Consider the following 25,736-nt stretch of genomic DNA (forward strand, 5'->3'; position numbering starts at 1 on the left):
CTCAAGAAAGGGGTTGCCGCTACAGCCACCCGCTCGTCTCGGCGACCCGGACCGCCTCCGCGCGGGTGCGGGCCTGCGTCTTCCCGATCGCCGACGACAGGTGGTTCCGCACCGTCCCGGCCGACAGGCCCAGCGCCGTCGCCAGGTCCGCGACTGTCCCGCCTTCCGCCGCGGCGCGCAGGACGTCCGCCTCGCGGTCGGTGAGTGGGCTCGCGCCGCTGGCCAGCGATTCGGCGGCGAGCGCCGGGTCCACGAACCGCAGTCCGGCGTGCACCCGCCGGATCGCGTTGATCAGCTGTTCCGGGCGCGAATCCTTCACCACGAACCCGGCCGCGCCCGCGGACATCGCGCGCGACAGGTATCCGGGGCGGCTGAACGTGGTGCAGATCAGCACGCGACAGTCCGGCAGCGCGTGCCGCAGTTCGGCGGTCACGGCGAGCCCGTCGCGGCCGGGCATCTGGACGTCGACGAGCGCGATGTCCGGCGTGGTCCGTTGCGCGGCGGGCACGACTTCGAGACCGGAACCGACTTCGGCGACCACTTCGAGGTCCGGCTCCATCCGCAGCAACGAAGCCAGCGCTCCGCGTACGAGCGCCTGGTCGGCGGCCAGCAGGACCCGGATCACGCCGCACCCGCCGGTCCGCGTGCCAGCACCCGGAATCCGCCGTGCGGGCCGCGGCCGTGCTCCAGCGAGCCGGACACCGCAGCCATCCGCTCGGCGAGGCCGGTGAGGCCGTGTCCGGGGACGATCTCCGCCGGGACAGTGCCGTCGTCGGCGATCTCCAGCCAGTCGCGGCCGACGCGGACGGTGCAGCGCTGAGCGTCGGAATGCCGGAGCACGTTGGTCACGGCTTCCCTTACTACGTAACCGAAAACGCCCTGCAGTCCGGGAGCGACGGTATCGGCCGGGTCGGGCAGGTCGGCATGGACTCCGGCGGCCCGCAACGCCATCCGGGCGCCGGCGACTTCGGTCGCGAGCGACACCGTGCGGTAGTCGGACACGGTCGCGCGGACGTCGGAAAGGGCTTCCCGACACAGGTCGTCCAGGTCCCGGATCTCCGCGAGCGCCGCGGCGGTGTTGTCGGACGTTTCCAGGATCCGCCGCGTCAGGCCGAGTTTCAGCGTCATCGTGGAGAGGCTGTGGCCGAGGACGTCGTGCAGATCCCGGGCGACGCGCTGCCGTTCCTGGTCGACGGCCATCCGCCGGATCTGCTCGCGGGCCAGTCTGAGGTGGCCGATGGTGAACGTCAGCGCGTAGACGACGCCGAGGATCGCGGTGACGGCGACGAGCGTGAGCACCTGGCCCCAGGCGACGCGGCCGTCCCTGGCGAGCATCCACGCGATCTGGGCGGCTGCTGCCCCGAAGCCGATCAGCAGGGAAAACCGCAGCGGCAACAGCATGAGACCGGTCGCGATGGCGTAGGTGAGGCCGGTCAGGTACGCCGGGGAGCCGAGAATCAGCGCGGGCGTGGCGCCGAGCGCGAACAACGCGACGACCATCGCGATCCGCTGCCGCCGCAGTGCCAGCGGGCCGAACCAGAGCACGAGGAGGTACGCGACGGCGTAGCAGACGAGGAAGCCGAGAACGACCCCCATGCGGACCGGTCCGTACGGTCCGTCCGCGAGGGCGATGACCCAGGTGACCAGGAAACCCATCATGAGGCCGTTGACGACCACGGACCGGACGCGGCCGCGGTGCGGGCCGGACGCTCCGCTCGGCGCGTCCGTCCAGAAGCTCCAGTCCGGCCACTGGCGGGCCGAGAACCGGTCCGGATCGGGTTCGCGCACGTCGATCATGGTACGGGCGCCTCGCCGATGATCACCCATGACAAACGGCACGGGCGGTCCCGGCGGGGCGATGCTGAAGTGGCCGCATGCTGCACCTCAAGAAATCCGGACTGACGAAGTACGAGATCACCCGCGACGGCCGCCCGCTCACCGTGGTCGAAGGCCGGTCCGGAGGGCAATTCCAGCTGGACGGCACTGGCTACCGGATCCGCCGTCGGTTCCGGACCTATCAGTTGCTGGCTGCTGACGGGTCGGTGCTCGCGAGCACGCATCGGCCGGGTACGCGCACCTGGAGCGTCGAGCGCGGCAGGTCGGAGCTTCGCTTCCGACGGACCGGCCGCCGAGACCACGCGCAGGTCGACGAGTCCGGGAACACCATCGGCACCGTCTCCGCGGGCACCGCTGACTTGTCCGGCGTCGAACCGGAACTCCAGGTGTTCGTGCTCGCGGCGCTGGCGATGCGCGCACGCCGCCGACGCGTCGTGGTCGTCGCGGGCAGTTGAGCGGCGACTACTATTGGCAGGTTCGCCCGCCTTCGCTGGAGAGACCTTGCCCGACCGCCGCACCCTGACCGCCGACTGCACGAGCTGTTTCGCCCTCTGCTGCGTCGCGCTCACCTTCACCAAATCCGCTGACTTCGCCATCGACAAGCGCGCCGGCGACCCGTGCCCGAACCTGCAGCAGGACTTCCGCTGCGGCATCCACGACCGGTTGCGCCCCAAGGGCTTCGCGGGCTGTACCGGGTACGACTGCTTCGGCGCCGGACAGCAGGTGTCGCAGGTGACCTTCGGCGGGCGCAGCTGGCGCGAGGCTCCGGAGACCCGCGAGCAGATGTTCGCCGCGCTGCCGGTGATGCGGCACCTGCACGAACTGCTCTGGTACCTCACCGAGGCACGCTCGCTGGCCGCGACCCGCGAGATCCACGCCGAATTGGACGCAGCGATCGCTGAGATCGAGCAGGCAACGGCTGCAGAAGCGGACGCAGTGCTGGCCATCGACGTCGACGCCCGACGGGCCCAGGTGAACCCGCTGCTCGTCCGCACCAGCGAACTGGTCCGCGCCGGAGCCGGACGCAAGAAGGACCGCCGCGGTGCCGACCTGATCGGCGCGAAACTGGCCGGAGCCGACCTGCGGAGCACGAACCTCCGCGGCGCGTACCTGATCGCGGCCGATCTCCGGGGCGCGGACCTGCGCCGGGCAGACCTGATCGGGGCGGATCTGCGCGACGCCGACGTCCGCGGAGCCGACTTCACCGACAGCATTTTCCTTACCCAGTCCCAGGTGAACGCGGCCCGCGGGGACGCCGCGACGAAGCTGCCTTCACGGCTGGCCCGCCCCGAACACTGGTAGTCAGCGCGGCCGGGTAGAACCCACGACAACCCCGCCGAGACGGGCGATCCAGCTGCCGCACACACAACGCACGTACTCGGTCCGGCTGGCCGCCGACGCGGGAACGACAGCGGAGGCGGGCAGTTCGGCCAGGGGCCAGCCGCAACGGGGGCAACGGTTCTCTTCCATGCCCGTCATCGTGCGGTAATGGTTCAGTGCAGTTCAACCCTTACGAGTTTCCGGTGCAGCGGAGCAGGACCTTCGCGGAGACCCACCCGGGAGTCCACGGCTTTGCAGCCCGTGCCACGGCCGTCGTGAAACGGTTGCCGAACCGCGCGCGGAGGCTGCTTTCGCAGCGGGACCGTCCGATGAGGGCGGAGATCAGTCCGCGATGAGTGCGGCGACGGCGTGTCCTGCGGAGACGGTCCGCCCCGTCGTGTGCTGGTAACGGCGGACGAGGTCGCGATGGCGGATCCGTTGGCCCAGGCGCCGTTCGGCTCGCAGTACCGGATTGCGTCGCGGGATCGGGAAGGCCGCAGCAAGCCCGGCGAGCAGCGCCCGCTCGTCGATGCCTGCGACGTCGAGAACCCAGGCCGTGCCGGGATCGAGCGTGACCAGCACGAAGGCGAGATGTTCGAGCCGGTGTTCCCGTTCCCGGCGAGCCAACGCGAGCCGCAGTGACGCTTCGTAAGCCGCCTGCGCGTCCAGGCCGAGCGGGGGTTTCTGCTGGGCGCATCGCTGCCGCGCTTCCCCCATTCCGAGCGGCAGCAACGGTTCGCGTGCGGGCGAGCGGTCCAGGGCTGACCCGGTCAGGCGCTGAAGATCGATCCCGAGCGGGGCCAGGGCTGCCCGGTCCGCGGCCGCGCCAGCCCCTGCCGGAGCAGCTACGAGAACGGCCCCTCGGATCGCGTCCTCGGTCGCTCCGTGATCCGCCAGTACTGCGGCAATGGGACCTCGGCTGGCGGCGAGGGCCAGCAGGAGGTGCTCGCTGCCGGTGCGCGGATGCTCGAGTCCGCGTGCCAAGGCGATCGCCCTGCCGATAACCTGGCTCAGCTCGGGATGGTATCCTCGGAACATCAGGCCCCCTCGGCGCGGTGGTGCTTGCGGTGCACGGTCTGCTTGGCGACGCCGAGCCGGACGGCGATGTCCCGCCACGACCAGCCGTTCTGCCGCGCCGCCGCCACCTGCTCGGCCTCCAACTGCTCGACCAGCGTGCGAAGCCGGGCCACCGCCCGCAATCCCGCGTCCGGATCGGCGCCGCGAACGGCCTGGTCGAGATCGGCAATCATCGACATGGCCGTCAGCATATGCTGACGATCGGCTGCGAGGCAACGCTCCCGTGGCAGGAGTCGAACCGGCGTTCCCGGCTTCGGACGCCGGAGTCGTGTCAGCTGGACCACGGGGGCGGAAGTGGGCCGCCAGGGACTCGAACCCTGAACCCGCCGGGCTAAATCACCTCGGCGAGCAACGCCCGGACGTGGTTCGCTTCGCCCCAGAAGCCACTAGCGTGCGCCGAACGCAGCGGCCCGACGAAGATCTTCCGACTCCAGGCGAGTTGCCTCGCTGAGCTGCTGGTCGGCACCTGTCGCCGCAGCGAGACCTCGTAGCAGCGCATCGGCGAAGTCCGGCACGTCCGAGTCTAGGCTCTCCAGCGTTTCCCTCGACGTAGCAGTTGATCGTGGGGCTGTGTGCCCCCGGGCCCGGGCCCAAGTTCATCGTGACCGGGCCCGTCGACCTGGTCTGGACGACCTGCCCGGCCGCATCCCCGCGGATGATGTTCGAAACGCGCGCAGCGGACGCGTCCGGCAGGAAGCGGTCCGAGGTCCGCCGTGCACGAGGTGTTCGCTCAGCAGACGGACGCAGCGCCGATGTCCCCGAGCGAGTCGATCATCGCCCAGACCTCAGCTTCGGTCAGCCCCACCGCCTCTCCTGCGCTATCGGGCGCGCCGTTGGCCGTTCTCGGCGGTAGGCGGAGTAGTCCTCCACTCCCGACCGCGCGGGGGTCAGCTCGGCCAGTGGTGCCGTCGGCGCAGGAGGTCTTCACGCGGCATGATGCCGCGCGCCCGATCCACACGAAACTCACACACAGTTCGCATGCCGCGTTCGCGCCGGTGTGCTCAGATGGTGGGGACGAGGAGGAATGCGCGATGGAATCGGCGACCGCGGAGGGCGTGGAACGGCTGCTGGTGGTCGACGACGAGCCTTTTCTGCGTGACGCCGTCGCCGCCTCGTTGCGGTTTCTCGGCTTCGAGGTCGAGACCGTTGGCACCGGCGGGGAGGCATTGCGCCTGCTGCGGGAGCAGTCGTTCGATCTGGCGGTGCTGGATGTGCTGCTGCCCGACCTCGACGGCTTCGAAATCGTGCGGCGGCTGCGTCGTGACGGGCAGCTGGTGCCGGTGATCTTCTTGACCGCGAAGGACACTCAGGCGGACAAGGTCGCCGGGCTGACCATCGGCGGTGACGACTACCTGACCAAACCGTTCGGTCTGGAGGAACTGGCCGCGCGGATCCGCTCCGTGCTGCGCCGGGCTCGCCCGGCCGGGACCGGGGCGGTGCTCGCGTTCGCCGATGTGGAGCTGGACCAGGACACCTACGAGGTGCGCCGGGGCGGTCGCCGGGTGGAGCTTTCGCCCACGGAGTTCCGCTTGCTGCGGTTCCTGATGGCCAACCCTGCCCGCGTGCTGACCCGCGCGCAGTTGCTGGACCACGTGTGGGACTACGACTTCGGCGGCACCAGCACGGTGGTCTCCACCTACATCGCCTACCTCCGCCGGAAACTGGCGCGATTCGGCCCGGACCTGATCCACACCCAGCGCGGGATCGGCTACAGCCTGCGGCTGCCGCGTTCCGACGAACCGGCCGGACCCGATGAGCAGTGAGCCGAAGCGGCTGCGGCTGCGCGTGCTCGTCCCGGTCGTGTCGGCGACGCTGGTTGTGCTGGCCGCGTTCGACATCGCCGCTGTCGCCGGACTGCGCAGCTATCTGGTGAACCAGACCGACGACACGCTGCACGCGGCGGCGGAGAGCATCCAAGGCCGGTTGCCCGACGTACTGTCGAACGTGCTCCGCACGGAGGCGGTCGCCGGGCCGGGCACGGGTTGCCAGCTCACCGGCGAACCGCGCGCGGGCTGTGAAGCCGCCCTGCCGGTCAACTACGTCACGGTCGGCGCGTACACCGCGCTCTACTGGCCCGACGGGCAGAAGGGCACAGCGCTGACGGTCAGCGACACGGTCCTGTCGACCGCGCCCGCAGAGGCTGAACAGCGCACCATCCCCGCCGACCTGCGCGCGCTGGCCTCGAGCGGCGGAGCGCGAACCATGCGTTCGATCGACGGCACGGCGCAAGTGCGGGTGGCGGCGGCCCCGGTCCCTGGCGGCATCCTGCTGGTCAGCTCCAGCCTCGAAGGCGTGGCGCGGACCGTCGACCGGATGCGCACGATCATGATCGCCGGCTCGGCCATCGCCGTGCTGCTGATCGGGCTGACCGGATTCTGGTTGCTGCGGCGTGGGTTGCGCCCGATCGAGACGATGGCCGCGCAGGCTGACCGGATCACCGCGGGCGACCTCACCGACCGCGTCGCCTCGCCCGACCCGCGCAGCGAAGTGGGACGGCTGGGCGCCGCGCTGAACGGGATGCTGGCGCGGATCGAGGCGTTCGTGCAGGAGCGGGAAGCCGGGCAGGACCTGATGCGCCGGTTCTTCGCCGACGCCAGTCACGAGCTGCGAACCCCGCTGGCTTCCCTGCGCGCCAACGCCGAGCTGTACCAGCAGGGCGCGCTGCCCGAGCGCGTGCAGGTGGACGAAGTGATGCGGCGCATCGGCCTGGAGTCGAAACGGATGAGCACCCTCGTCGACGACATGCTGCGGCTGGCCCGACTCGACCAGCATCCCGACCGGCAGCGCGAGCCGGTCGAACTGGGCGAACTGGTCTCCGGGTGCGTGGACCGGATTCGCGTGGCCGCGCCCGGGCGCGAATGGCACGTGGAGATCCCCGGCGACGTCGTCGTGGTCGGCGACGAGGAACTGCTCCGCCGCGCGGTGGACAACCTGCTCGCCAACGTCCTGACACATACCCCGGACGGCGCCACGGCCACGATCGTCCTGCGCGAGAACGACGACGACGTCGAAATCGAGGTTTCCGACACCGGCCCGGGGGTCGCCCCGGAGCGGCTGCCGCACATCTTCGACCGTTTCTACCGGGCGGGGACGAATCCACATCCCGGTTCCGGGCTCGGCCTGGCCATCGTCAGCCAGATCGCCACCGTCCACAATGGAAGAGCGGTGGCCGAACCGTGCTCGCCGCACGGTTTGCGCGTGCGGCTGACGCTGCCACGAGGACTCACACCGGACTCACACGATTCTCCGGCGGCGATCTGATCTTCGCCCGGCAAGCTTTGCCTCGTGTCCACACCGCCAGTCGCAGCCATGGCAAGGACGGCCGGAGTTCGACCCGAAACGGCACGGCGGCCCGGCTTCGTGCTTCTCGTGCCCGCCGCGGTCACGTTGCTGATGGTCGTTTGGGGCCTGCGCACGCCTTCGTACTGGCGAGACGAGGCGGCCACCCTCGACGCCGAGGCACGCCCGGTGTCCGCATTGGTGCGCATGCTGGCCCACGTCGATGCCGTGCACGGCGCGTACTACCTGCTGGTGTGGCCGATAGTGCACGTCTTCGGCACCGGCGAAGTCGTGCTGCGCCTCCCTTCGGCACTGGCCGCCGCGGCCGCCGCAGCAGGAATCGCGGCCCTCGGACGACGGCTTCACTCGCCGCGTGCCGGGGTCTTGGCCGGGCTCGTGTTCGCGGTGCTGCCGCAGGTCAGCCGATACGGGCAGGAAGGCCGCCCGTACGCTTTCGCGCTTCTCGGCGCGGTGCTGGCGAGCTACCTGCTGACGCGTTTCGCCGAAGGTCCCGGGTGGCGGGCCGGATACGGCTGCGCGGTCGCCTTGCTCGGCCTGCTCAACCTGTTCGGACTGCTCCTGCTTGCCGGGCACGCGATCTTCGTGCTGGCCCGCTGTCGCACGCTTGTCCGGCGCTGGCTCGCCGCGGCGCTGCTGGGCTGTCTTCCCGCGGTGCCGATCGCCGTGCTCGCCTGGCGGCAACGCGACCAGCTCGGCTGGCTCACCGCACCCGACGCGACCGCCCCGGGCGATTTCGTCGTTTGGCTGGCCGGCTCGACCGGCTCAGCGGTGCTCGCAAGTGTCCTCGTCGGACTCGGCCTCCGCTCGCGAACCTCCGGCACCGCGACGTGGCTCGCGCTGCCGTGGCTGATCGTCCCGCCGGTGCTGCTGCTGGCCGCGGCGAAGCTGGCCGTGCCCGTTTACGTGCCGCGGTATCTCGCCTTCTGCCTGCCCGCGCTCGCCCTCCCCGTCGGCATCGCGCTAGCCGGAATCGCAGTCGCGCCAAGGGCGATCGCGCTGCTGCTGATCGCCGGGCTCGGCCTGCCGACGCAGATCGCCCAGCGCCGGGAAAACGGCCACGGCGACGACATCCGCACCGCGGCGACCGTCATCGCCACGCACTCCCGCCCCGGCGACGGCGTGCTCTACCACTGCCCGTCCTGCCATTATCCGAACACTCCCCGGGAATTCGCCTACGGCTACCCGGACGCGTTCGGCCCGCTGGACGACCTGGCCCTGGCACAGAGCCCGACCGCCTCAGCCACTCTGCGCGGCATCGACACCGACGCACCGACGCTCACGCGCCGACTCGGCGACGCGAACCGCCTGTGGCTCGTCGAAATGGGCGGCACCGGCGCGCCCGAACCACTCGCTGCGAGCGGTTTGCGTTTAGCCGCAACGTATTCGGCGGGAGACATCACCGTGGCGCTCTACGGACGGTGAACTCCGAACCGACGCTCGGACGCATACGGCTCCATCGGCCGAGCATCGACACCTCGTCCGCAACCACGTCGCCGCCGACCGGGCAATCGTGCCCGGACAGCCCGGCGAGCCACCGCGTGCAGGCAGATGCCTGCCAGGTCGGGCTGGGCGGTGTGCCGATGTTTGGCCAGCGTGGCGCGAGTCGCGTTGACCCACGGGGTGTCGAGGGCGGCGAAAGGACTGCGACGCACAGGCGGTTCGCGCCGGATCCCGCTGTGACCGGACGCCAGACCGGCGTCGGGCACCAGTTCCGGGACGCCAGCATCAGACAGCGGCGGAATACCGTGACCGCGTGGCTCCGGCGTCCGGTCAGGCGGGCGGGGTTTCCAGGCGTTCGGCGGTGTCGACGAGCAGGCGGACGATCCAGCGCCAGTCGTCCGGATCGGTGGTGACAAACGGTTTCCGGGCGAAGAGGTAAAGCCGGTTCTGGACGATTTCGATGTGGACCGGGCGGGCGGTGTAGCGGTCCAGGAGGTCCGGGGAGAAGAGGGTGCGGTCCAGGACGGTCTGGATCTGGCGGGCGCGGCCGAACGGGCCGGAGACGGAGAAGACGGTCGTGCCGGGGCCGGCGAGGTCGGGACGGCCGAGTGCGTCGTCCGTGCCGCCGGTCAGTACGCCGGTGCGCTTCGCCCGCGAGTTCAGCAGAAGATGAGGGAGCTTGGCGTCGAGCGGAGTGGTCGCGTAGTACCAGCGTTCGGCCGCCATCTCGCGGTTCCCGGTGACGTGCTGGTACCACCCGAACTCCATCGGACGCGGCTGGTCGAACGCGACGACGTCACCCGCCGCCCGGCGGGTGCCGACGGTGAAGATCCCGGCCGCCTGCTCCGGATTTTCGACGGTCCAGTGGTAGCCCAGCCCGTTGCGCGCCGCGAACTGCATGATGCGGTAGCGGCTGATCCGCCCCTGAGCGCCGTCCTTGCGCATCAGCCGGACCACCGGAACGACCAGCACCAGCCCGACGAGCAACGGCGACAGCCCGAGGATCCGGATGCCGAACCCACCGTCCGGGTAAGCGTCCGTGAGGTACATGCTCAGCGGCACGCTGATCAACCCGAAGAAGACGAGGGCGAGGAAAACCAGCCAGAGTGCACAGCAGGCCACGTCACGACCCGGGCGGTCGCCGTTCCGCTCCGCGTGGGCCAACACCGCCGCCGGATCAACCGGGTCGGATAACGGCGAAAAGTCCAGATCCTCGGGCACGGCTTACGCTACCCCGGCGAGCAGGCAGGCGTTGCCGAACGGCAGCAGCAGTGTGACTACAGCCGATAGTCGTCACCGCACACGGTCTAGGTCGTGCCTATCACCCAAAAACAGTTGTCACCGGGCCCGCAGCTGGGCATCCACCCTTGACGAGAGCAACATCGGAGCAGGATTCCGGTATGACGACATCCGCAGCCGAACCGCCTGGCTGGAGGCAGGGCGCGCTACGAGAAGATCCGCCCGCCCGGACGGGTGTCCCCGGCGCGACCGCTGCGCGGACTCCTGCTCACGGTGAGGCCCCGGGTTTCAGCTGGACTCGATGACAGAGGACGGATGACGCAGGTGGTACTTGCGCCGCAACGAAGGCTACGAGCGAGATGGTTTCGCCGCTGGCGCCGCTGCTGCCCTTGCTGATGACGCCGTTGACGCAGCCAAGCTTGCTGCTGCCGTCGTACACCTGCAGCCACGGTCCTCTGCTTGCCCCGTGTGGGAAGACGCGGTCGGCCACGACCGGCTGATTGACCATGAGCCCTTTCCAGGACCCCCACAGCGTCCCCGACGTTCTTCCCCTCCGCGGTGGGTCCGAGTTGGATGATCGCCACATCTTCGGCCGGTACGGTCAGCGGGCGCGCCGACGCCACTGGAGCACCCGCCTGCCGGGCAGGACGAGCAGCACCAGGCTGTAGTACTGCAACGCGGGCACGGCGAGAGCGAGAGCCAAAGCCAGGACCAGCGCGAACACGTTGAGATAGCTTTCCGTGTATAGCTCCTGGAGCGTTTCCGGCTCCCGATCGTCCTCGTCCAGCAACTCCGGGTCGGCCTTCAGGATCCTCAGCATCGCGAACCGGCACACCATGCTCGCCAGGAGCGTCGCGTAATAGAACACCGCCACGAACCGGTCCCGGCCGAAAGCGCCGATCATCTCCGTCGGGAGGGGAAGCACGACGACCGACAGCAACCACCCCATGTTCCACATCGTGAAGGGCCGGGTGACCCTCCCGACCGAGGAGAACGTCCGGTGATGCTCCCGCCAGACGTTCGCGATGACCGCGAAACTCAGCAGAAAACTCCAGATCTGGTCGACGTGACCGGTGATCACCTCGCTGGCGTGCCCGTGCGACGCGACCTCCGGGACCAGGTCGACCAACGGCAGGATCAGCAAGGTAATGGAGATCGCGGTCACCGCGTCGGTGAACAGCACCAGCCGCTCCCCGGACGCACCCCCCTTGCCCTTGCCCGGCACGGACACCGGCCGCGCCCGGCCGGGTCCTCCCGCGCCGGTCTCGTCGGCGACGTCGCTGGCACTCATGCGTGTTGCACCTTTCTTCTGCCCCGTCCGCAAAGCGGACTGTCACCGCTGGCTATACAAGCCCGCCGCCGAGACCACGGCCACGACACGCCTGCCAGAGCGACACCGGCGCGACATCTGCCCGGAAATCCGTTCCAGAGTGGACGAACGGAACCACCGCTCCACGCGCAACCCCCGCAACTCGCATCCCACCGGAATTCCCGCGTCGGACACGGTTTGAGACCTGCGTCTGATAGCGATTGCAGGTCATGACTGTCACCGGAAACAGGCGATAGCTGTCACCCAATGCGGCCGTGGCACGGAGCCATCTCCAAAGTTGCACTCGGTCCAAGTTCAGGCTCATCGTGGTGGCAGCGGTGGTTTGCGGGAGCGCAAAAGCTCCAGACGTGGCGTGCTATCCGCGCGACCGCGTTCGAGTTGATCGGCGAACGCGGTTTCGAGGCGGTCAGCGTGGAGGAGATCGCGGCGGCCGCGGATGTCTCGCGCAGCACGTTCGTCAACGCGATCACGAATCCTCCGGCCACGTCCTGCTCAACCGCCGCTTCCAGAACCTCCGGGTCGTTCTCCCGACGCAGCGTTCTCAACTGCCGGCAGGAAGCTCGACCATCCCCGGTCTTCCTTCTGCCGCGGACCGCTGCGCACGATCCCGGCGCTGCCTGCCCCACGCGCCGCCTGGAGGTACTGGCCGCCCACCAGATTCCCCGACCTCACAGAGCCAGCGAACCGGACCGCGTCAGGTCTGATTGTCGCGGAGACAACAAAGATCTCCAGGTGCCAGCTACCGGCTGCAGGCACCAGTGACGTCGCTGGTGCCTGCAGCCGTCCCCGGCACCCTACGCGGAACCTGTCCCAGAGCACGCGGCGTTGCGCTCCACTAAGGACTGTCCGAACAGGTCATTCGCGCGTCGCTGCGGTGTCATCCTCATCGTGAACACACACGCAGCCTGTCGTGGCCTGGGCTCCGACGGAACACCTCGCCCGGGCAACCGCTCAGAACGCCGGAGTGCACACCGGTCGTTCGGCGATGCTGACGCAGCCGAACGCCCGGATGCCGTTCTCGTCGTTCACCATGAGGCTGTAGCTGGAGTTCCCGACCCGGATTTCCTGTCCGATCTGCCTGGTCTGGGTGTTCCGGACGTAGCCGCTGGTTCCGGGCTGCCCATGGAGTTTGATCCACGCGGCGAAGCAGGCGCTGCTGAATCGCAACTCGACCCATTCCTGAGCATTTCCCGCGGTGTACATGGTCACCGCGTCCTGGTCGCATCCCCTGCTGATCGGGTTTTTCCCGTAGCAGCTCTCCGCCGAACAAGAGACCGGCATCGACGACGTTGCCGCCTGCGCACCGGTCGGGACGACTGGGATCAGCGTCAGGCCTAGCGCCATAGCTGCTTGGACAGCGACATGTTTCATGTTTCCCCCTCGGATCGAAATCGAAGTCGTCCGCTACCGGTCTTGGGCACCCCTGCGGCCGACGGCGTCCAGGCTCCGCCCGCACCGTCACTTTCGCGTCACCGCGCCGACGTGACGCCGCCGTGACGGCCGGCATCCACGATCGGCGACTTAGCGCGCGGTGGGCCACGCGCTGTCTGGGGGAAGGATTCGTCCGTGAGAAAATTAGGAGCCGCTTCGGCGGCCATAGCGCTTGCCGTATTGGCAATGACCGGTGCCGCGGCTGCGGCGCCCTCCACCACGAGCACGACCTCGACGGCGGCCACTGGCGCACAGGACGCGTCCGCTGCCGTGCGGGCCTATTGGACACCCGAACGAATGCGCGAGGCCAAGCCGACCGCAGTCCCCGCAGGGGAACACAAAACGCTGGCAGCCAAGGGGAAACCCGGCAGCAAGCCCGCTGCGGCACCGGCGATCCGCCGCCCCGCCAACCTGGCGCCGGACGAGGTGCCGTCCCGGCTGGGCAAGATCTTCTACGTCGACCCGTGGGACAACTCCAACCGCAGCTGCGACGGCAACGCGCTGAACAGCGCGTCCCGCATCCTGGTGATCACCAGCGCCAGCTGCGCCTACAGCCGCGCCGGGCACGACTGGATGCGGAACTGGATCTTCGTGCCGGACACCTTCCGGGGAAGCCAGCCCTACGGCAGCTTCGCCGCCAAGCAGTACATCGCCTTCAACGCGTGGGTCAACGACGGCAGCCTGAACTACGACGTCGCGATGGTGAGCACCTGGAACAACCAGAACAACCAGCGGCTCGTCGACGCCGTCGGCGGCGACGGCCTGGGCTGGAACTGGCCGCGCGACATGTTCGTCAACTCCCTCGGCTACTCGCTGCAAGGATTCCCCTCCACCTGCGCGGGAACCACCAGCGCACTCCCCGACGGCCGCATCCAGATGCCCTGCGCCCCGGTCGGCGGCGGCAAGGCACTCGGCGGCCCTTGGCTGATCAACATCGATCCGAACACCAGCCTCGGCACGGTGGACGGCGTCCTCAGCGTCACGGTGAACAACGGCACGATCCAAAGCCCGTACTTCACCGCCGAGATGAAGAGCATGCTCGACCGGATCGGCAGCCAGACCTGATCCGGGCAACCGCCCGCCGGAGCCAGCTCCGCCCCCGTGAGCACTTCCAGCGCCAGGAATGCGTGCTCCAGCACACCACGCCTTCGCCTGGCACCCGTCACGGTGGCGAGTGGGTCGAGTTCGGGCGTTCTCGTCGCGTCCGGCCGCGGCGGCTGCGCTGCGGCACGTCAAGCAGCGGATGCGCCGGTGATCCAGAGGGAGGCGGTGCCAGCGGTGTCGAGGATTTCGTAATCGCCGATCCATCGGCGCAATAAGCGGCAACTCTCGGCTGGGCTCGCACCGTTCCGGCGCGCCCAGCCGACGAATTCCGCCAGTTCGCCAACGGGCGACGTCCTCACCGCTGCACAGCAACTCAACGAACATCGACCAGGGACCGACTCGGTAACCTCGACGGACACCTGCGTCTTGTTCACGCTCCAACCAGGAATCGCCGACATCAGGCTTGCCGTCGAGGTCTGAACCGCGTCCCCGGCCGCACCTTTGGCTCCGGCGCAGCGATTCACCGGCGTCCTTAGGACAGACAGCGAAGTGCTCCAGATCGTTTCCATGACACCGTCGCCGAACGATCCCACGCTCGCTCTTCCTCGTTGCCAGGGACTACGCAGTCGCCGCATACCCGACCGACGTTCCCGCGAATACGACGATGTCTTCGACCTCGAGGTACGAACGGCACACTGGCTGGTTCACCTGTGGTGACCCGCGACGAGCCGCGGTCTCGCCCATGAGTCCGCGGCAGAGATCGATGCGGCGCAGCGGGTAGTCGACGAGCCGTTCGAGGCGGCTGAACCGCCCCTCATCCGGGGACGCTGCTCGGTTCCGGGTCACCCGGGTACCGCGGCTGCCGCACCGGACTCGCTGTCTCCGATCACCGTCGGGGCCGCCCGTGCTCTCGGATCGCGTCCGGTCTGGGCCTGCTGACAGCCAGGCGATATCGTGCCCCGTCGACGTGCAGAAGCGGCGCCCGGCGCGGTGCTTCCGGCGGGTCGATTCTCTCGCTCAGGAAGGTGTCCATGTTCCGTTCCCGCCCAGCTCTCGCGGCGATCACCGTCGGCGCGGCTCTCCTTCTCCCGCCTCCCGCGGTCGCGTCCGAGTCCTCCGGGGACGAGGCCGCCGCATCCGCCTCGTCCTACGCGGACGTGCTCGATCTGCAGGGCGTGCCCACCTCGGCGCTGCCCGGCTCGGCCGGCGGCGATGTCAGCGACATCAACGTGTTCGCCGACCGCGGCGCATGGCACGCCTACGCGCTGCCCAAGGTCGGCGACACCGCGTCCTACGGTGCGTTCACCGGGCCGCTGTACCTCGCGCAGGAGTACCCGTGGTGGCTGAGCACCGGTTTCAGCCGGCTCAACCTGAGCGAAGCCGGGCATCCGATCAGCCTCGCCGGCGCTCGTGACCCGGCATTCAGCTCGCTGCCCGGCGCGCTGCGGCAGAGTTTCGAGGTCGACGGTCTGCGCGTCGTCATGGAGCTGCGCTACGCCAGCAACCGCACCGCACTGGTCCAGGCCACCGTGGAGAACACCGAGCACCGGCGGCGGTCGGTCCGCGCAGGCTGGAGCGGCACGCTGCTGCGGCCGGACGCCGGACCCGAGCACGGCGCTCCCCGGCTCTCCGTGACCGAGGACGGCGTCGCGGTCGGTTTCGCCAAGGTGCGCGAGACGAACGACTACCTGACCGACGGCACCGAACGGTTCCAGGTCGCTCACGCCGACCCGGTGACCACAACGGTCGCCGGCGACACGTACACCACCACGAGCGACGCGCCCCTGGTGCTCGGCCCGCACGGCCGGCAAACGCTGAACTGGACCGAGTCCTACACCTTCACCCCCGCCGAGGCCGCCGCCGACGCGTCGGCGGCGAAGCGCGCGCTGGCTCAGCCGTGGCGCACCGTCGCCGAGGACGACGCTCGCTGGCACGGCTACGTCACGGCGGCCACCCGCGGGGTGCCGCCGAACCGGCGGCGGCTGGCGGTGAAGTCGACCGAAACGCTGATCACCAACTGGCGCAGTCCCGCAGGCGCGTTGAAGCACGACGGCATCACGCCCGCGATCTCCAACAAGTGGTTCAACGGCCTCTGGGCATGGGACACCTGGAAGCAGGCGGTCGGCACCGCCGTGTTCGATCCGGCGCTGGCCGAATCCCAGATCCGCTCCATGTTCGACTACCAGGTGACCGCGGCGTCGACGGCCCGGCCGCAGGACGCCGGGATGATCCCGGACGCCGTCTTCTACAACGACCCCGCCCACGGCGGCGGCAACTGGAACGAGCGCAACTCCAAACCGCCTCTCGCCGCCTGGGCGGTCTGGTCGGTCTACCAACGCAACGGCGATCTCGCGTTCCTGCGCGAGATGTACCCGAAGCTGGCCGCCTACCACGCCTGGTGGTACCGCGACCGCGACCACGACCACAACGGCCTCGCCGAATACGGCGCCACCGTCGATCCGGCCAACGCGACCGCCGAGGACAAGCGACTGGCGGCCGCGTGGGAAAGCGGAATGGACAACGCGCCGCGCTTCGACGCGAAGCTCGGCGCCAGCGTCGTGGACAACACCTCGCCGTCCGGACAGATCGTCGGTTCGTCGCTCGCCCAGGAGTCGGTGGATCTCAACTCCTACCTGGTGATGGACAAGAAAACCCTGGCGCTGATCGCCGACCGGCTCGGCGACCGCCGGGCCGCCCGGTCCTACCGCGCCTCGGCGGCCGACGTCGCGGCCACCGTCCAGCGCACCATGTTCGACCCGGCCACCGGCTGGTTCTACGACACGGAACTGGGCACCGGGCGGCGGCTGACCGCACGCGGCAAGGGAATCGAAGGCGTCATCCCCCTGTGGGCCGGCGTCGCCACTCCCGGCCAGGCGGCAGCCGTGCGGAGGAACCTCCTGTCCCCCAGCGAATTCGACACCCGCATGCCGTTCCCGACCACCTCGGCGAGTTCGCCGTACTACCAGCCGACCGGCTACTGGCGCGGCGCGGTGTGGCTGGACCACGCGTACTTCGCGTTGACCGGCTTGCAGCGCTACGGATACGGCACCGACTCAGCGGCACTGGCCGACCAGCTGCGCTCGAACGCGGCCGGTCTGCTGGGCAACGGGCCGCTGATGGAGAACTACAACCCAGCCAACGGCGCCCCGATGAACTCACGCGGCTTCAGCTGGTCCGCGGCGATGCTGCTGGCACTCGATCACCCGCAGCGAGCCTGACGCCGGGACCGTCCGGCGAATCGGGCCGCTCACCGCCCTGATTCGCCGGACGGGAACAACCCCGATGCGGGCCTGGCCCGACGAGATCCCGGGTCGGTGCGACCTCGTCGGGCGCGTCGTTTCGGGACCGCGGTTCCCCAGGGTTGTCGTGGCTGGACGATGGCGGCGAAGGAGCGTATTGCGCCGAGAGCGGTGGTCCACGCACGGGAGCGTCCGTCGTCGACACGCCACGCGAAGAAAGCTTTACGACAGCGGAACGACTACTCATCGCGGGAAAGGCGAGCGACACGCGGGTCGACATTTTTCAGTTAGGGACAGACTCGCGTACACCGGCGGCAAATTGATGCTGGATAAAAGTTCGGTGCGTTTCGCGGTTTTCGCCGAAGAGAACTCTCCTGTCTGACCGGATGAAGCGATGGCAGGCATCTCGGCGCTTGGGTGAAACCGCTGAATCGGCGAACCAGCAGGAGGGCAGGGCCCGGTGTCCCAGGCCCTGCCCGGTCGTGAAATTTCCGCTCTGCCAGGCACGCGAGCGCCGCCCGTCGAGCGGTGCCGAGAAAAGGCGGGACAACGGCAGTTTCGTTGAGCGCCCTACCGCACCGCAGCGTTGACGACCGCAACGAAAAGCCGTGCGGGCCAGCACTTCCTCCCGAACGGACCGGCGAAGACCACAGCCGTTCCCGCGCAACCGGGCACGACACCGCCGCCATCGTCACGGCGGCCGACCAGCCGCGCTGACTCTTTCCGCCGAAGCTCCGGCACCGGCCGTACTGGCCCGCCGGAGCTTTCTCGTGCTTGGCCCCGGTCGAAACCGATCCTCCTATGCCACGGAAACCGCCATACTGTCCACAGTGGACGAGGTGGATTTCCGGTTCGTCAAGCGGTGCGGCCCGCCCGACCGCGACCGGATCCGTTTGAAGCGGCGCTACAACGCGTCGCGCCCGCGCTCCCCGGTCCGGACGCGCACCACGGTCTCCACCGGCGTCACCCACACCTTCCCGTCGCCGATCTTGCCCGTGTGCGCGGTCTCCAGCACCGTCCGCAGCGCCTCCTCGACCTGGTCGTCGTCGAGGAGGATCTCCAGGCGGTACTTGGTGATGAAATCGACCTCGTACTCCGCGCCCCGGTAGATCTCCGTGTGGCCTTTCTGCCTGCCGTACCCGCGGACCTCGCTCACGGTCATCCCGGCGATGCCCAGTTCCTGCAACGCGATCCGGACATCGTCCAGCACGAACGGTTTCACCACGGCGGTCAACAGCTTCATCGGGTCTCCTCGCGCGCGGGCCGGTGCGATCCCAGTGCGCCGGCGGGCGCGCTCCCCCGGCGTCCGGACTGGACTGCCAGCTCGTACGCGCCTTCGGCGTGCTCTGCCTCGTCGACACCGTCGATCTCGGCTTCGCGGTCGACCCGGAATCCCATGAACTTGTGCATGACCCAGCCGATCAGGAAGGTCACCGCCAGCGAATACCCTAGTACCGCCAGCGTTCCGACCGCCTGGCGCCACAGCTGGTCGAACCCGCCGCCGTAGAACAGGCCGTTCACGCCGCCCGGATCCACGCTGGCGGTCGCGAACAGGCCGATGAGCAGCGTCCCGACGAAACCGCCCAGGCCGTGCACCGCGACCACGTCCAGGGAGTCGTCGAACCCGAACCGGTACTTCAGGCTCACCGCGAACGAACACGCGACGCCCGCCGCCACGCCGATCGCGATCGCGCCGATCGGTTCGACGTAAGCGCATCCGGGCGTGATCCCCACCAGCCCGGCCACCGCGCCCGAAGCGGCGCCGAGCGTGGTCGGCTTCCCGTCGCGGAACTGCTCGACGAGCAGCCAGCCCAGCACCGCGGCCGCACCCGCGACGGTGGTGTTCAGAAACGAAGTGGCGGCAAGGTTCTTCGCGGCCAGCGCGGAACCGGCGTTGAAGCCGAACCAGCCGAACCACAGCAGGCCCGCGCCGAACATCACGAACGGCAGGTTGTGCGGCCGGACGGCCTGCTTCGGCCAGCCGTGCCTGCGGCCGAGCACGAGCGCCAGCGCGAGCGCGGCCGCGCCGGAGTTCACTTCGACGACGGTTCCGCCCGCGAAGTCCAGCACGTGCAGGTGGGCCGCGATCCATCCGTCCGGGGCGAACACCCAGTGCGCCACCGGCAGGTACACCAGGGTGACCCACACGACGGAAAACAACGTCCACGTCCAGAATCGGGCCCGTTCGGCGATCGCGCCCGCCAGCAGCGCCACCGTGATGACCGCGAACATCATCTGGAAGGCGACGAACGCGAACAGCGGCACCTGGTTTCCCGCGGGCCCGACCAGCTGCTCGGCGACCCCGTGCAATCCCGCCAGCCGCAACGTGCCGAGCAGCCCGCCGAACCAATCAGAGCCGAACGCGAGCGAATACCCGTAAGCGACCCAGACGAGACCGACGGTGGCGAGACAGACGAACGTCATCGCCATCACGTTCAGCACGCTCCGGGCGCGGACCATTCCGCCGTAGAACAGCGCGAGGCCCGGCGTCATCAACATGACCAGTGCCGCACTGCCCAGCAACCACGCCGTGCTTCCGGTATCGACCACGATCGGACTCTCCTCGTCTCCTCGCCCGGCCGATGGAAGTTAACCGGGCGGTGTTACCGGGATGTTTCCGTCGTGCTTCCGCTGCCGACCCGCAGTCCGGCGAAACGGTCGAACCGGAATCGAAAGGACGGTGATCCGTGACGAGACCATCGGAATTACCGCGCACGGCGCCACGAAACGAAACGGGCAGAGAGGCGGCGAATGGTCAGGCCGAGTATTCGGGGTCGGCCGGCTCCCGCTGGATCCCGACACTTTCCACGGGCTCCGCCACGGAGCGGCGACGCTCATAGAGCGGACGCGCATCCTCCGCCGCTCCTCGCTCAAGGTCACCATGGATCTACACGAACGTCGCCCAGGAAGTCGCCGCCGACGCCGCCCGGAAACTCGCGTCGGCGATCCCCCGGCAGGCCGCTGTGCACGGCGCCCGCGCTCTCGGGCTCCCCTCGGGCTCGCAGGAGACCACAATGGACAGTGCAGTGTCGGGAGAAACTCGTCCGAACGGCACAAAACCCCAGTTCACCAGCACTGGTGACCTGGGGTCCGGAAGTAGGCCGCCAGGGATTCGAACCCTGAACCCGCCGGGTAAAAGCCGGCTGCTCTGCGCGATTGAGCTAACGGTCCGCGCTGCGGGGGTCTTGCTGCCCGTCGAGGGGTCGAACCTCGGTTTCCGCGTCCAGAGCGCGGCGTCCTGCCAGTTGGACGAACGGGCACGGGGCTCCCGGTCCAGGATTCGAACCTGGTCCCGCGGATCCAAAATCCGCGATGCTGCCGGTTACACCAACCGGGAACGCGGCCGAGCGCGTCGGATGCCCGCGGGTCGAACGCGGTGTCTCCTGGTCCCGAACCAGGCGGGGTCGCCGATGCCCCTCGCATCCGGAACGCGGTCCGGCACCGGGCCGGACCCGCGAGTGGGAGGCACCGGCGCCCCCTCGGCGCCGGGCCCGTACCCCTGCCAGGACTCGAACCTGGGGCCTCCGCATTCGTAGTGCGGCGCTCTTTCCCGCTGAGCTACAAGGGTGTGCGTCCGGCTACCGGGCCGGACCGCGAGCGGCCGGAGGGCGTCGAACCCTCTTCTTCGGTTTGGAAGACCGACGTGTCCGCCGAGTTCACCACGACCGCGAGGCGCGCCCGGAGCAGGGCGCAGTGGTGAAGGAGGGAGTCGAACCCTCACTGCCCGAAAAGGGCGCCCGGGTTACAGCCGGGTGGGGCCGCCGCCCCGTCTTCACCGTGCGGGTCCGGCGGCGCTTGGCTGCCGGACCCGGCGCTCGTCCTGGCCGCGGGTGAGGCGACGGGGACGAGTCTCGGAAATGTCTTGCTCCGCTGTGCAGTTGTCAAAAAACCGCGCCCGTCGAAAATGGGCAGCAGGAAAATAAATATTCGCAATTGAGTGCATTCGGAGGCCTGACGAAAGAAGCCGCCCGGATCGGTTTCTCGACGGGCGGCTCCCTGTGCGCGAACGACTGCTGCGTCAGGTCAGGGAGCGGATACCACCGTGGAGGCCGCCTTTTCGGCAGGTGCGGTGCTGATAGCGCGGCGAACGCTGGGCAGCGCGGACGGCGGCCGGATATTGGCCTCGCCTCTCCCGCTTCCGCATGTTCGCCATGACCGCTCCTTCATCCGCTGTGGTGGATTCATCTTCGCCTGTGCCGAAGCGGTGCGTCAATCTTATTTTCCGAAGAAGTGTTTTCGGCCGGGCTTTCCCTGGAAGGCAGATCGTGTTGTAATGGCCGAGTGCACTTCAACCCTTACGGCGGCGCGGGCGCGCAAGTAGCCGCCGACCTCGCAACCCTTGCCCAGCGCGACGACGTCACGGCCGCCGAGGTGCGGGCCGCGGGACAGGCGCGCGACATGGTGCTGCCCCGCATCACCGCGGACGAAGCGGAGCGGATCCTCGCGTGGGGGCGGCGGCTGCACCGGGTGTTCGTCGCGGAGACGACGGCCGAGCGGATCGATCTCCTGAACGAGTTGCTCACCGTCGCCGCGTGCCGGCCGAACATCGCCAGCCATGACGGGAAAGGGCCGCATCTGCACTACTCCAGCGAGGGCGCGGAAGTGGTCGAGCGGTTCTACGCCTACACCGCGGGCGGGCTCGCGCATCTCGTGTGCGAGGAGCCGCACCGCCTCGGCGTCTGTGCGCGCGAAGGGTGCGGAATCGCGTTCGTGGACACGTCGCGCAACGGGCGCAGGCGGTTCTGTTCCACTCGCTGCGGCACGCGGGTCAATGTCGCCGACCATCGCGCGCGGCAGCTCGTGGGTTAGTCGGCCGCTTCGAACGACTGCAGTTCCGGGTATTTCGGGGCGATCGTGTCGCCGGAGGACTCGCCGCGCAGGCGGCGGCCGATCCACGGCAACGCGTGTTCCCTGCCCCAGCGAAGGTTCGCCGCGCGCTGTTCCCGCGTCGACAGGCGAGGTCGCGGGCCCAGCGCGGCGTTCGCGAGCCTGTGCTGGACGCCCAGCGCGTCGAGAACGGCGATGGCGATTTCGGTGTGCCCGGCCGCGTTGAGGTGCAGCCGGTCCGGCGACCACATGCGACGGTCGCGCAGCTGGCGCATCGACCACATGTCCACCAGCAGCGCCTCGTGCCGGGCCGCGATGCCGCGCACATGCTCGTTGTAGATGGCGACCCGCCCGCGGATCTGCCGGAACAGCGCGTCTTCCACGCCGTCTACGCCGGTGAACAGCAGCACCTGCGCACCGGCCGCGCGGAACCGGGCCACCGCGCGCTCGTACGAGTCGGCGAGGCTGTCGACGTCGACCCGCGGCCGCATCAGGTCGTTGCCGCCCGCGTAGACGGTGACGAGGTCCGGCTTCATCGCCAGAGCCGGTTCGATCTGTTCGTTCAGCACCTGCGGCAGGAGCTTCCCGCGCACCGCTAGATTGGCGTAGCGAAACCCGGGCTCCCCGGCCGCCAGCACCTCGGCGACCCGGTCGGCCCACCCGCGCACCCCGTTGCGCGCGGACGGATCGTCGTCCCCGACGCCTTCGGTGAACGAATCGCCAATACAGACTAAGCGGTTGGTCATTGCCTCAGTTTAGGCCCGGCTCCCCCACCTCTGCGACGGCGCCCGCGTACAGCAGAGCAGCTCCGGCGAGGCCGCCCCAGAGCGCGCCCGGGCCGAGCGGAGCGAGCGTGGTGAGCACCGCCGGAGAAACCGCCAGACCGACACCGGTCGACAGCTCGAAGCGGGCCACCGCCCGGCCGAGCAGGCGCGCGGGCACCAAGGCCATGACGAACGTGGTGGCGTTGCCCGCGTAGATGATCTCGCCGATGGTGCAGACCACCGAGACGGCGGCGATCGCCGGACCCGCCCAACTGGACCCGAGCACAGTCGCGGTGAGGAACCCGAGATACGACAACCCCAGCACGACTCCGCCAGCCGCCAGCGACCTCCGCCCGGGAGGGCGTCACGTTCATCCCTGCGTTTTCGGCAGCCCGCACCTGATCGTGGTCCACGCAGCAGGCTGGCAGCCAGTCGTGCAGTATCCGGTCGCCGACGCCGCCGCGCCGGTGCCGCTGGAAACGGTCGAACTGCGCCTCGACGCACTCGCGCATCCGGTACGGCTGCGCCTGGTTCGCACGCAACCCGCACACCACCAGCGAACTCGCGCACAACTGGGATCTGTCCGCGCCGGAGGTGTCCCGGCACCTCGCGCCAAGGCCGGTACGTCCGTTACTCCCTCGCGTTGCGGCAGCTGTCCTCGCTGGGCATGGACCTGCTGGCCGCAGTCCTTAGCTGACTCAGGTGCGGAGGCCGTCGAACAGGATCGCGATGGTCCGGTCGCGCAGCTCGCGATCGGAGCCGACGTGCTCGGCCGCCTTCGCGGTGCCGATGATCACCGGGATCAGCTCGGTCGTGGTGACGTCGCGCCGCACCGCACCGCTGTCCTGGGCGCGCCGCAACAGCACGCCGAGCGATTCGCGCAGCCGCTCCCCGATCACCGAACCCGTGCTGGGGACGCACACGCCCGCGGAGGTGAGCGCTTCGAAGTAGGCGTTTTTGGCGCTGGACATCTCGATCCAGCTGGTGAGAAAGGTGAAGAACGCGGCTCCGGCATCGTCGGCGTTCTGCGCGACGACCGCGTCCGCCTCGTCGACGAACCGGTGCAGCCGCGCGTAGAGCACGGCCTCCAGCAGCGCTTCTTTCGTGGGGAAGTGCCGGAACACCGTGCCGATGCCGACGCCCGCCTCGCGCGCGACCTCCTCGGTCGGCGCGCCGGTGCCCTTCGCCGCGAACACGGTCTCGGCGGCTTCGAGCACCTTGGCGCGGTTTCGCCGCGCGTCGGCGCGCAGCGGTTTGTCCTCGGTCACGGCTGTGATGGTAGTCGCGCGCCCTGCCCGCGCGGCGCCCGATCCAGGTGGGTCGGGTGTGCCGGAGGGCCGGAAACTACCCGTCCGGAGCAGGCGTCAGGAATCGTCAAACCTCTGCCGGTCGTTCACACTGTAGTGTGACGACCGTCACGAGAGGTGCACGACCATGACTCTAGGCGACAACGAAGTCACCCAGTCAGTCCAAGCTTCCTCCGGCGACCGCCGGGTGCAAGTACGCCGGGCGGCTCTGGCCGGTTCGATCGGCACCACCATCGAGTGGTACGACTTCTTCCTCTACAACACCGCCGCGGCGTTGGTCTTTCCCCATCTGTTCTTTCCCTCGTCGTCGGCTTACGCCGGGGTGATGCAGTCGTTCGCGACCTACGCGGTCGGGTTCGCGGCCCGCCCGGTCGGCGCGGCGATCTTCGGCCATTGGGGCGACCGGCTGGGCCGCAAGGCGACGCTCATCGTGACGCTTCTGCTGATGGGCTTGTCCTCGGCGGTGGTCGGACTGCTGCCCGGTGCGGCGACCATCGGCGTCGCGGCCCCGCTGATCCTCGTGCTGCTGCGCCTGGTGCAAGGCATCGCGATCGGCGGCGAGTGGAGCGGATCGGTGCTGCTGGCGATGGAATGGGGCGACCAGCGCCGGCGCGGGCTGCTGGCGAGTTTCGCGCAGGTCGGCGTCCCGGTCGGACTCGTGCTCGGCACCGGCGGGATGACCCTGCTGTCCGCGACGCTGTCCCCGGACGCTTTCTCCTCGTGGGGCTGGCGGATCCCGTTCCTGCTGAGCCTGGTGCTGGTGGCGATCGGCCTGGTGATCCGGCTGCGGATTCTGGAAACGCCGATGTTCGCCGCCGCGGTCGCCGCCAAGCGCACCTCGAAAACCCCGGTGAAGGACGTGGTCCGGCACCACTGGCGGGAAATCCTGCTGTCGGCCGGTTTGCGGTTCAGCGAGCAAATGCCGTTCTACCTGTTCACCAGCTACGTCCTGGTCTATGTGGTGCAACGACCGGAGTTCAGCAAAACGTTCGTGCTCAACGCGGTCCTGGTCGGCGCGGCCGCGGAACTGCTGCTGATCCCGCTGTTCTCCCAGCTCTCCGACCGGATCGGCCGCAAACAGGTCTACCTGACTGGCGCGGTGCTCACCGGAGTGCTCGCGTTCCCGTACTTCACGGTGCTGACCCACAGCGGTCACGCGATGATCTTCCTGGCCATCATCGTTTCCCTGGTGGCGCACTCGATGCAGTACGGCCCGCAGGCAGCCCTGATCGGCGAGAGTTTTCCGACGCATCTGCGCTACGGCGGCGCGGGGTTGGGATATCAACTGGCGTCGGTGTTCGCGGGCGGACCCGCGCCCCTGCTGGCAGTTTGGCTTCTGCACACCACCGGCACGCCGTACTCGATTTCGATCTACATCGTCGCCTCGGTCGTGGTGACCGTGTTGTGCGTGATCGCGCTGCCCGACCGTTCGAAGGCCGACATCGACGACGTCGGCGTCTACGCCCGCTGACGTTCCAGGCGTCCGTGAGGGGAACCTTCACGGACTCTGATTCCCTCAGGGTTCCCTTCACGGACCGCGAAAAAGGGCTGCCGCACCGGGAGAAGGTGCGGCAGCCCTTTT

Annotated in this window: 25 protein-coding genes, 6 tRNA genes and 1 pseudogene; 11 read left to right on the forward strand and 21 right to left on the reverse strand. The window is 69.1% G+C overall.

The features are described 5' to 3' along the window. Positions 1-19: 19 nt before the first annotated feature. Together D0D37_RS11995 and D0D37_RS12000 are read right to left on the reverse strand one after the other, a co-directional pair. On the reverse strand, positions 20-625 hold the full coding sequence (locus tag D0D37_RS11995) for a response regulator transcription factor (RefSeq protein WP_116200587.1): 606 nt from the start codon (positions 623-625) through the stop codon (positions 20-22). Further along, positions 622-1,788, reverse strand: coding sequence for a sensor histidine kinase (locus D0D37_RS12000; protein WP_244223485.1), 1,167 nt, complete (start codon positions 1,786-1,788; stop codon positions 622-624). Before D0D37_RS12000 ends, D0D37_RS11995 begins: the two co-directional genes overlap by 4 nt. Positions 1,789-1,874: 86 nt before the next feature. Between D0D37_RS12000 and D0D37_RS12005 the strand changes: the two genes are divergently transcribed. Beyond that, entirely contained in the window at positions 1,875-2,291 is a 417-nt protein-coding gene (locus tag D0D37_RS12005; RefSeq protein WP_116200589.1) for a hypothetical protein, read from the forward strand. Between the two features lie 46 nt (positions 2,292-2,337). After that, on the forward strand, positions 2,338-3,138 hold the full coding sequence (locus D0D37_RS12010; protein ID WP_116200590.1) for a pentapeptide repeat-containing protein: 801 nt from the start codon (positions 2,338-2,340) through the stop codon (positions 3,136-3,138). Here the strand turns inward: D0D37_RS12010 and D0D37_RS47115 are convergent, their stop codons facing one another. The 3 genes from D0D37_RS47115 to D0D37_RS12020 all read right to left on the reverse strand — a co-directional run bounded on the left by D0D37_RS47115 (position 3,139) and on the right by D0D37_RS12020 (position 4,412). After that, positions 3,139-3,306: a hypothetical protein gene (locus D0D37_RS47115; protein ID WP_167493521.1), complete on the reverse strand. Its 168-nt coding sequence runs from the start codon at positions 3,304-3,306 to the stop codon at positions 3,139-3,141. Positions 3,307-3,498: 192 nt separating this feature from the next. Next, a complete protein-coding gene (locus D0D37_RS12015; protein ID WP_116200591.1) occupies positions 3,499-4,194 on the reverse strand; it encodes a Clp protease N-terminal domain-containing protein in 696 nt (231 codons plus the stop codon). Beyond that, positions 4,194-4,412, reverse strand: coding sequence for a helix-turn-helix domain-containing protein (locus tag D0D37_RS12020; RefSeq protein WP_425266925.1), 219 nt, complete (start codon positions 4,410-4,412; stop codon positions 4,194-4,196). Before D0D37_RS12020 ends, D0D37_RS12015 begins: the two co-directional genes overlap by 1 nt. 852 nt (positions 4,413-5,264) lie before the next feature. Between D0D37_RS12020 and D0D37_RS12030 the strand changes: the two genes are divergently transcribed. The 3 genes from D0D37_RS12030 to D0D37_RS12040 are packed head-to-tail and all read left to right on the forward strand — an operon-like array spanning position 5,265 to position 8,955. Continuing rightward, positions 5,265-5,996 carry a response regulator transcription factor gene (locus tag D0D37_RS12030; RefSeq protein WP_116200593.1) on the forward strand — a complete coding sequence of 244 codons (732 nt, stop codon included), beginning with the start codon at positions 5,265-5,267 and terminating at the stop codon, positions 5,994-5,996. After that, a complete protein-coding gene (locus tag D0D37_RS12035) occupies positions 5,986-7,494 on the forward strand; it encodes a sensor histidine kinase (protein WP_116200594.1) in 1,509 nt (502 codons plus the stop codon). Before D0D37_RS12030 ends, D0D37_RS12035 begins: the two co-directional genes overlap by 11 nt. Before the next feature lie 24 nt (positions 7,495-7,518). Then, positions 7,519-8,955, forward strand: coding sequence for a glycosyltransferase family 39 protein (locus tag D0D37_RS12040; protein WP_162834177.1), 1,437 nt, complete (start codon positions 7,519-7,521; stop codon positions 8,953-8,955). Positions 8,956-9,303: 348 nt separating this feature from the next. Here D0D37_RS12040 and D0D37_RS12045 read toward each other — a convergent pair whose 3' ends face one another. Together D0D37_RS12045 and D0D37_RS12050 are read right to left on the reverse strand one after the other, a co-directional pair. Continuing rightward, positions 9,304-10,194 (reverse strand): CHAP domain-containing protein, encoded by an 891-nt coding sequence (locus D0D37_RS12045; protein WP_116200596.1) that lies wholly within the window; start codon positions 10,192-10,194, stop codon positions 9,304-9,306. A gap of 619 nt (positions 10,195-10,813) precedes the next feature. Continuing rightward, positions 10,814-11,503, reverse strand: a complete 690-nt coding sequence (locus tag D0D37_RS12050; RefSeq protein ID WP_116200597.1) for a TMEM175 family protein — start codon at positions 11,501-11,503, stop codon at positions 10,814-10,816. 285 nt (positions 11,504-11,788) lie between these two features. Here D0D37_RS12050 and D0D37_RS48800 point away from each other — a divergent pair, with 285 nt between their 5' ends. Further along, positions 11,789-12,304 (forward strand): helix-turn-helix domain-containing protein, encoded by a 516-nt coding sequence (locus D0D37_RS48800; protein ID WP_116200598.1) that lies wholly within the window; start codon positions 11,789-11,791, stop codon positions 12,302-12,304. 189 nt (positions 12,305-12,493) lie between these two features. Here the strand turns inward: D0D37_RS48800 and D0D37_RS12060 are convergent, their stop codons facing one another. Beyond that, positions 12,494-12,913 (reverse strand): DUF2690 domain-containing protein, encoded by a 420-nt coding sequence (locus D0D37_RS12060; RefSeq protein WP_116200599.1) that lies wholly within the window; start codon positions 12,911-12,913, stop codon positions 12,494-12,496. A 246-nt stretch (positions 12,914-13,159) separates the two neighbouring features. On the opposite strand from D0D37_RS12060, the gene D0D37_RS12065 reads away from it, so the two are divergent. Further along, positions 13,160-14,038 (forward strand): trypsin-like serine peptidase, encoded by an 879-nt coding sequence (locus tag D0D37_RS12065; RefSeq protein ID WP_162834178.1) that lies wholly within the window; start codon positions 13,160-13,162, stop codon positions 14,036-14,038. Positions 14,039-14,205: 167 nt separating this feature from the next. Here D0D37_RS12065 and D0D37_RS46525 read toward each other — a convergent pair whose 3' ends face one another. After that, positions 14,206-14,610, reverse strand: a complete 405-nt coding sequence (locus D0D37_RS46525) for a hypothetical protein (protein ID WP_162834179.1) — start codon at positions 14,608-14,610, stop codon at positions 14,206-14,208. 25 nt (positions 14,611-14,635) lie between these two features. Beyond that, on the reverse strand, positions 14,636-14,863 hold the full coding sequence (locus tag D0D37_RS12070; RefSeq protein ID WP_116200601.1) for a hypothetical protein: 228 nt from the start codon (positions 14,861-14,863) through the stop codon (positions 14,636-14,638). Between the two features lie 185 nt (positions 14,864-15,048). Between D0D37_RS12070 and D0D37_RS12075 the strand changes: the two genes are divergently transcribed. Then, entirely contained in the window at positions 15,049-17,235 is a 2,187-nt protein-coding gene (locus tag D0D37_RS12075; RefSeq protein WP_116200602.1) for an MGH1-like glycoside hydrolase domain-containing protein, read from the forward strand. A gap of 925 nt (positions 17,236-18,160) precedes the next feature. Here D0D37_RS12075 and D0D37_RS12080 read toward each other — a convergent pair. The 8 genes from D0D37_RS12080 to D0D37_RS46530 form a co-directional block, all read right to left on the reverse strand. Then, positions 18,161-18,499: a P-II family nitrogen regulator gene (locus D0D37_RS12080; RefSeq protein ID WP_116200603.1), complete on the reverse strand. Its 339-nt coding sequence runs from the start codon at positions 18,497-18,499 to the stop codon at positions 18,161-18,163. Beyond that, positions 18,496-19,806, reverse strand: coding sequence for an ammonium transporter (locus tag D0D37_RS12085; protein WP_116200604.1), 1,311 nt, complete (start codon positions 19,804-19,806; stop codon positions 18,496-18,498). The genes D0D37_RS12080 and D0D37_RS12085 overlap by 4 nt, the downstream gene beginning before the upstream one ends. A 548-nt stretch (positions 19,807-20,354) precedes the next feature. Then, positions 20,355-20,427, reverse strand: a tRNA-Lys gene (locus tag D0D37_RS12090). A gap of 17 nt (positions 20,428-20,444) precedes the next feature. After that, positions 20,445-20,516, reverse strand: a tRNA-Gln gene (locus D0D37_RS12095). A gap of 5 nt (positions 20,517-20,521) precedes the next feature. Next, positions 20,522-20,593: transfer RNA gene (locus D0D37_RS12100), tRNA-Gln, on the reverse strand. 157 nt (positions 20,594-20,750) lie between these two features. Next, positions 20,751-20,824, reverse strand: a tRNA-Arg gene (locus D0D37_RS12105). A 28-nt stretch (positions 20,825-20,852) separates the two neighbouring features. Further along, positions 20,853-20,925: transfer RNA gene (locus D0D37_RS12110), tRNA-Gly, on the reverse strand. Positions 20,926-20,950: 25 nt separating this feature from the next. After that, positions 20,951-21,033: transfer RNA gene (locus tag D0D37_RS46530), tRNA-Tyr, on the reverse strand. A 504-nt stretch (positions 21,034-21,537) separates the two neighbouring features. Between D0D37_RS46530 and D0D37_RS12115 the strand changes: the two genes are divergently transcribed. Beyond that, complete coding sequence (locus D0D37_RS12115; protein ID WP_116200605.1) at positions 21,538-22,065, forward strand: CGNR zinc finger domain-containing protein; 528 nt, start codon at positions 21,538-21,540, stop codon at positions 22,063-22,065. On the opposite strand, the gene D0D37_RS12120 is transcribed toward D0D37_RS12115, so the two are convergent. Further along, positions 22,062-22,829 carry an SGNH/GDSL hydrolase family protein gene (locus D0D37_RS12120; protein WP_116200606.1) on the reverse strand — a complete coding sequence of 256 codons (768 nt, stop codon included), beginning with the start codon at positions 22,827-22,829 and terminating at the stop codon, positions 22,062-22,064. The two genes, D0D37_RS12115 and D0D37_RS12120, sit on opposite strands and share 4 nt — an antisense overlap. 4 nt (positions 22,830-22,833) lie before the next feature. After that, positions 22,834-23,172, reverse strand: coding sequence for a hypothetical protein (locus D0D37_RS12125; protein ID WP_208719914.1), 339 nt, complete (start codon positions 23,170-23,172; stop codon positions 22,834-22,836). Between D0D37_RS12125 and D0D37_RS48805 the strand changes: the two are divergent. Next, a pseudogene (locus D0D37_RS48805) lies at positions 23,075-23,290 on the forward strand (DUF5937 family protein); the annotation flags it as partial. The gene D0D37_RS12125 and the pseudogene D0D37_RS48805 overlap by 98 nt on opposite strands. A gap of 255 nt (positions 23,291-23,545) precedes the next feature. Here D0D37_RS48805 and D0D37_RS12135 read toward each other — a convergent pair. Further along, positions 23,546-24,115, reverse strand: a complete 570-nt coding sequence (locus D0D37_RS12135; RefSeq protein ID WP_116200607.1) for a TetR/AcrR family transcriptional regulator — start codon at positions 24,113-24,115, stop codon at positions 23,546-23,548. Positions 24,116-24,281: 166 nt separating this feature from the next. Here D0D37_RS12135 and D0D37_RS12140 point away from each other — a divergent pair, with 166 nt between their 5' ends. Further along, positions 24,282-25,625: an MFS transporter gene (locus D0D37_RS12140; protein WP_116200608.1), complete on the forward strand. Its 1,344-nt coding sequence runs from the start codon at positions 24,282-24,284 to the stop codon at positions 25,623-25,625. The last annotated feature ends 111 nt before the right edge of the window (positions 25,626-25,736 follow it).

The sequence above is a fragment of the Amycolatopsis circi genome (assembly GCF_003385235.1).
GTDB classification, from domain to species: domain Bacteria; phylum Actinomycetota; class Actinomycetes; order Mycobacteriales; family Pseudonocardiaceae; genus Amycolatopsis; species Amycolatopsis circi.

Excerpts from the sequence above, each read along its gene's own strand:
- D0D37_RS12005 (WP_116200589.1), top strand. The coding sequence starts at position 1,875 with ATGCTGCACCTCAAGAAATCCGGACTGACGAAGTACGAGATCACCCGC.
- D0D37_RS47115 (WP_167493521.1), bottom strand. The coding sequence starts at position 3,306 with ATGGAAGAGAACCGTTGCCCCCGTTGCGGCTGGCCCCTGGCCGAACTG.
- D0D37_RS12015 (WP_116200591.1), bottom strand. The coding sequence starts at position 4,194 with ATGTTCCGAGGATACCATCCCGAGCTGAGCCAGGTTATCGGCAGGGCG.
- D0D37_RS12020 (WP_425266925.1), bottom strand. The coding sequence starts at position 4,412 with ATGTCGATGATTGCCGATCTCGACCAGGCCGTTCGCGGCGCCGATCCG.
- D0D37_RS12030 (WP_116200593.1), top strand. The coding sequence starts at position 5,265 with ATGGAATCGGCGACCGCGGAGGGCGTGGAACGGCTGCTGGTGGTCGAC.
- D0D37_RS12035 (WP_116200594.1), top strand. The coding sequence starts at position 5,986 with ATGAGCAGTGAGCCGAAGCGGCTGCGGCTGCGCGTGCTCGTCCCGGTC.
- D0D37_RS12050 (WP_116200597.1), bottom strand. The coding sequence starts at position 11,503 with ATGAGTGCCAGCGACGTCGCCGACGAGACCGGCGCGGGAGGACCCGGC.
- D0D37_RS48800 (WP_116200598.1), top strand. The coding sequence starts at position 11,789 with ATGCGGCCGTGGCACGGAGCCATCTCCAAAGTTGCACTCGGTCCAAGT.
- D0D37_RS12060 (WP_116200599.1), bottom strand. The coding sequence starts at position 12,913 with ATGAAACATGTCGCTGTCCAAGCAGCTATGGCGCTAGGCCTGACGCTG.
- D0D37_RS12065 (WP_162834178.1), top strand. The coding sequence starts at position 13,160 with ATGACCGGTGCCGCGGCTGCGGCGCCCTCCACCACGAGCACGACCTCG.
- D0D37_RS12075 (WP_116200602.1), top strand. The coding sequence starts at position 15,049 with ATGTTCCGTTCCCGCCCAGCTCTCGCGGCGATCACCGTCGGCGCGGCT.
- D0D37_RS12080 (WP_116200603.1), bottom strand. The coding sequence starts at position 18,499 with ATGAAGCTGTTGACCGCCGTGGTGAAACCGTTCGTGCTGGACGATGTC.
- D0D37_RS12120 (WP_116200606.1), bottom strand. The coding sequence starts at position 22,829 with ATGACCAACCGCTTAGTCTGTATTGGCGATTCGTTCACCGAAGGCGTC.
- D0D37_RS12140 (WP_116200608.1), top strand. The coding sequence starts at position 24,282 with ATGACTCTAGGCGACAACGAAGTCACCCAGTCAGTCCAAGCTTCCTCC.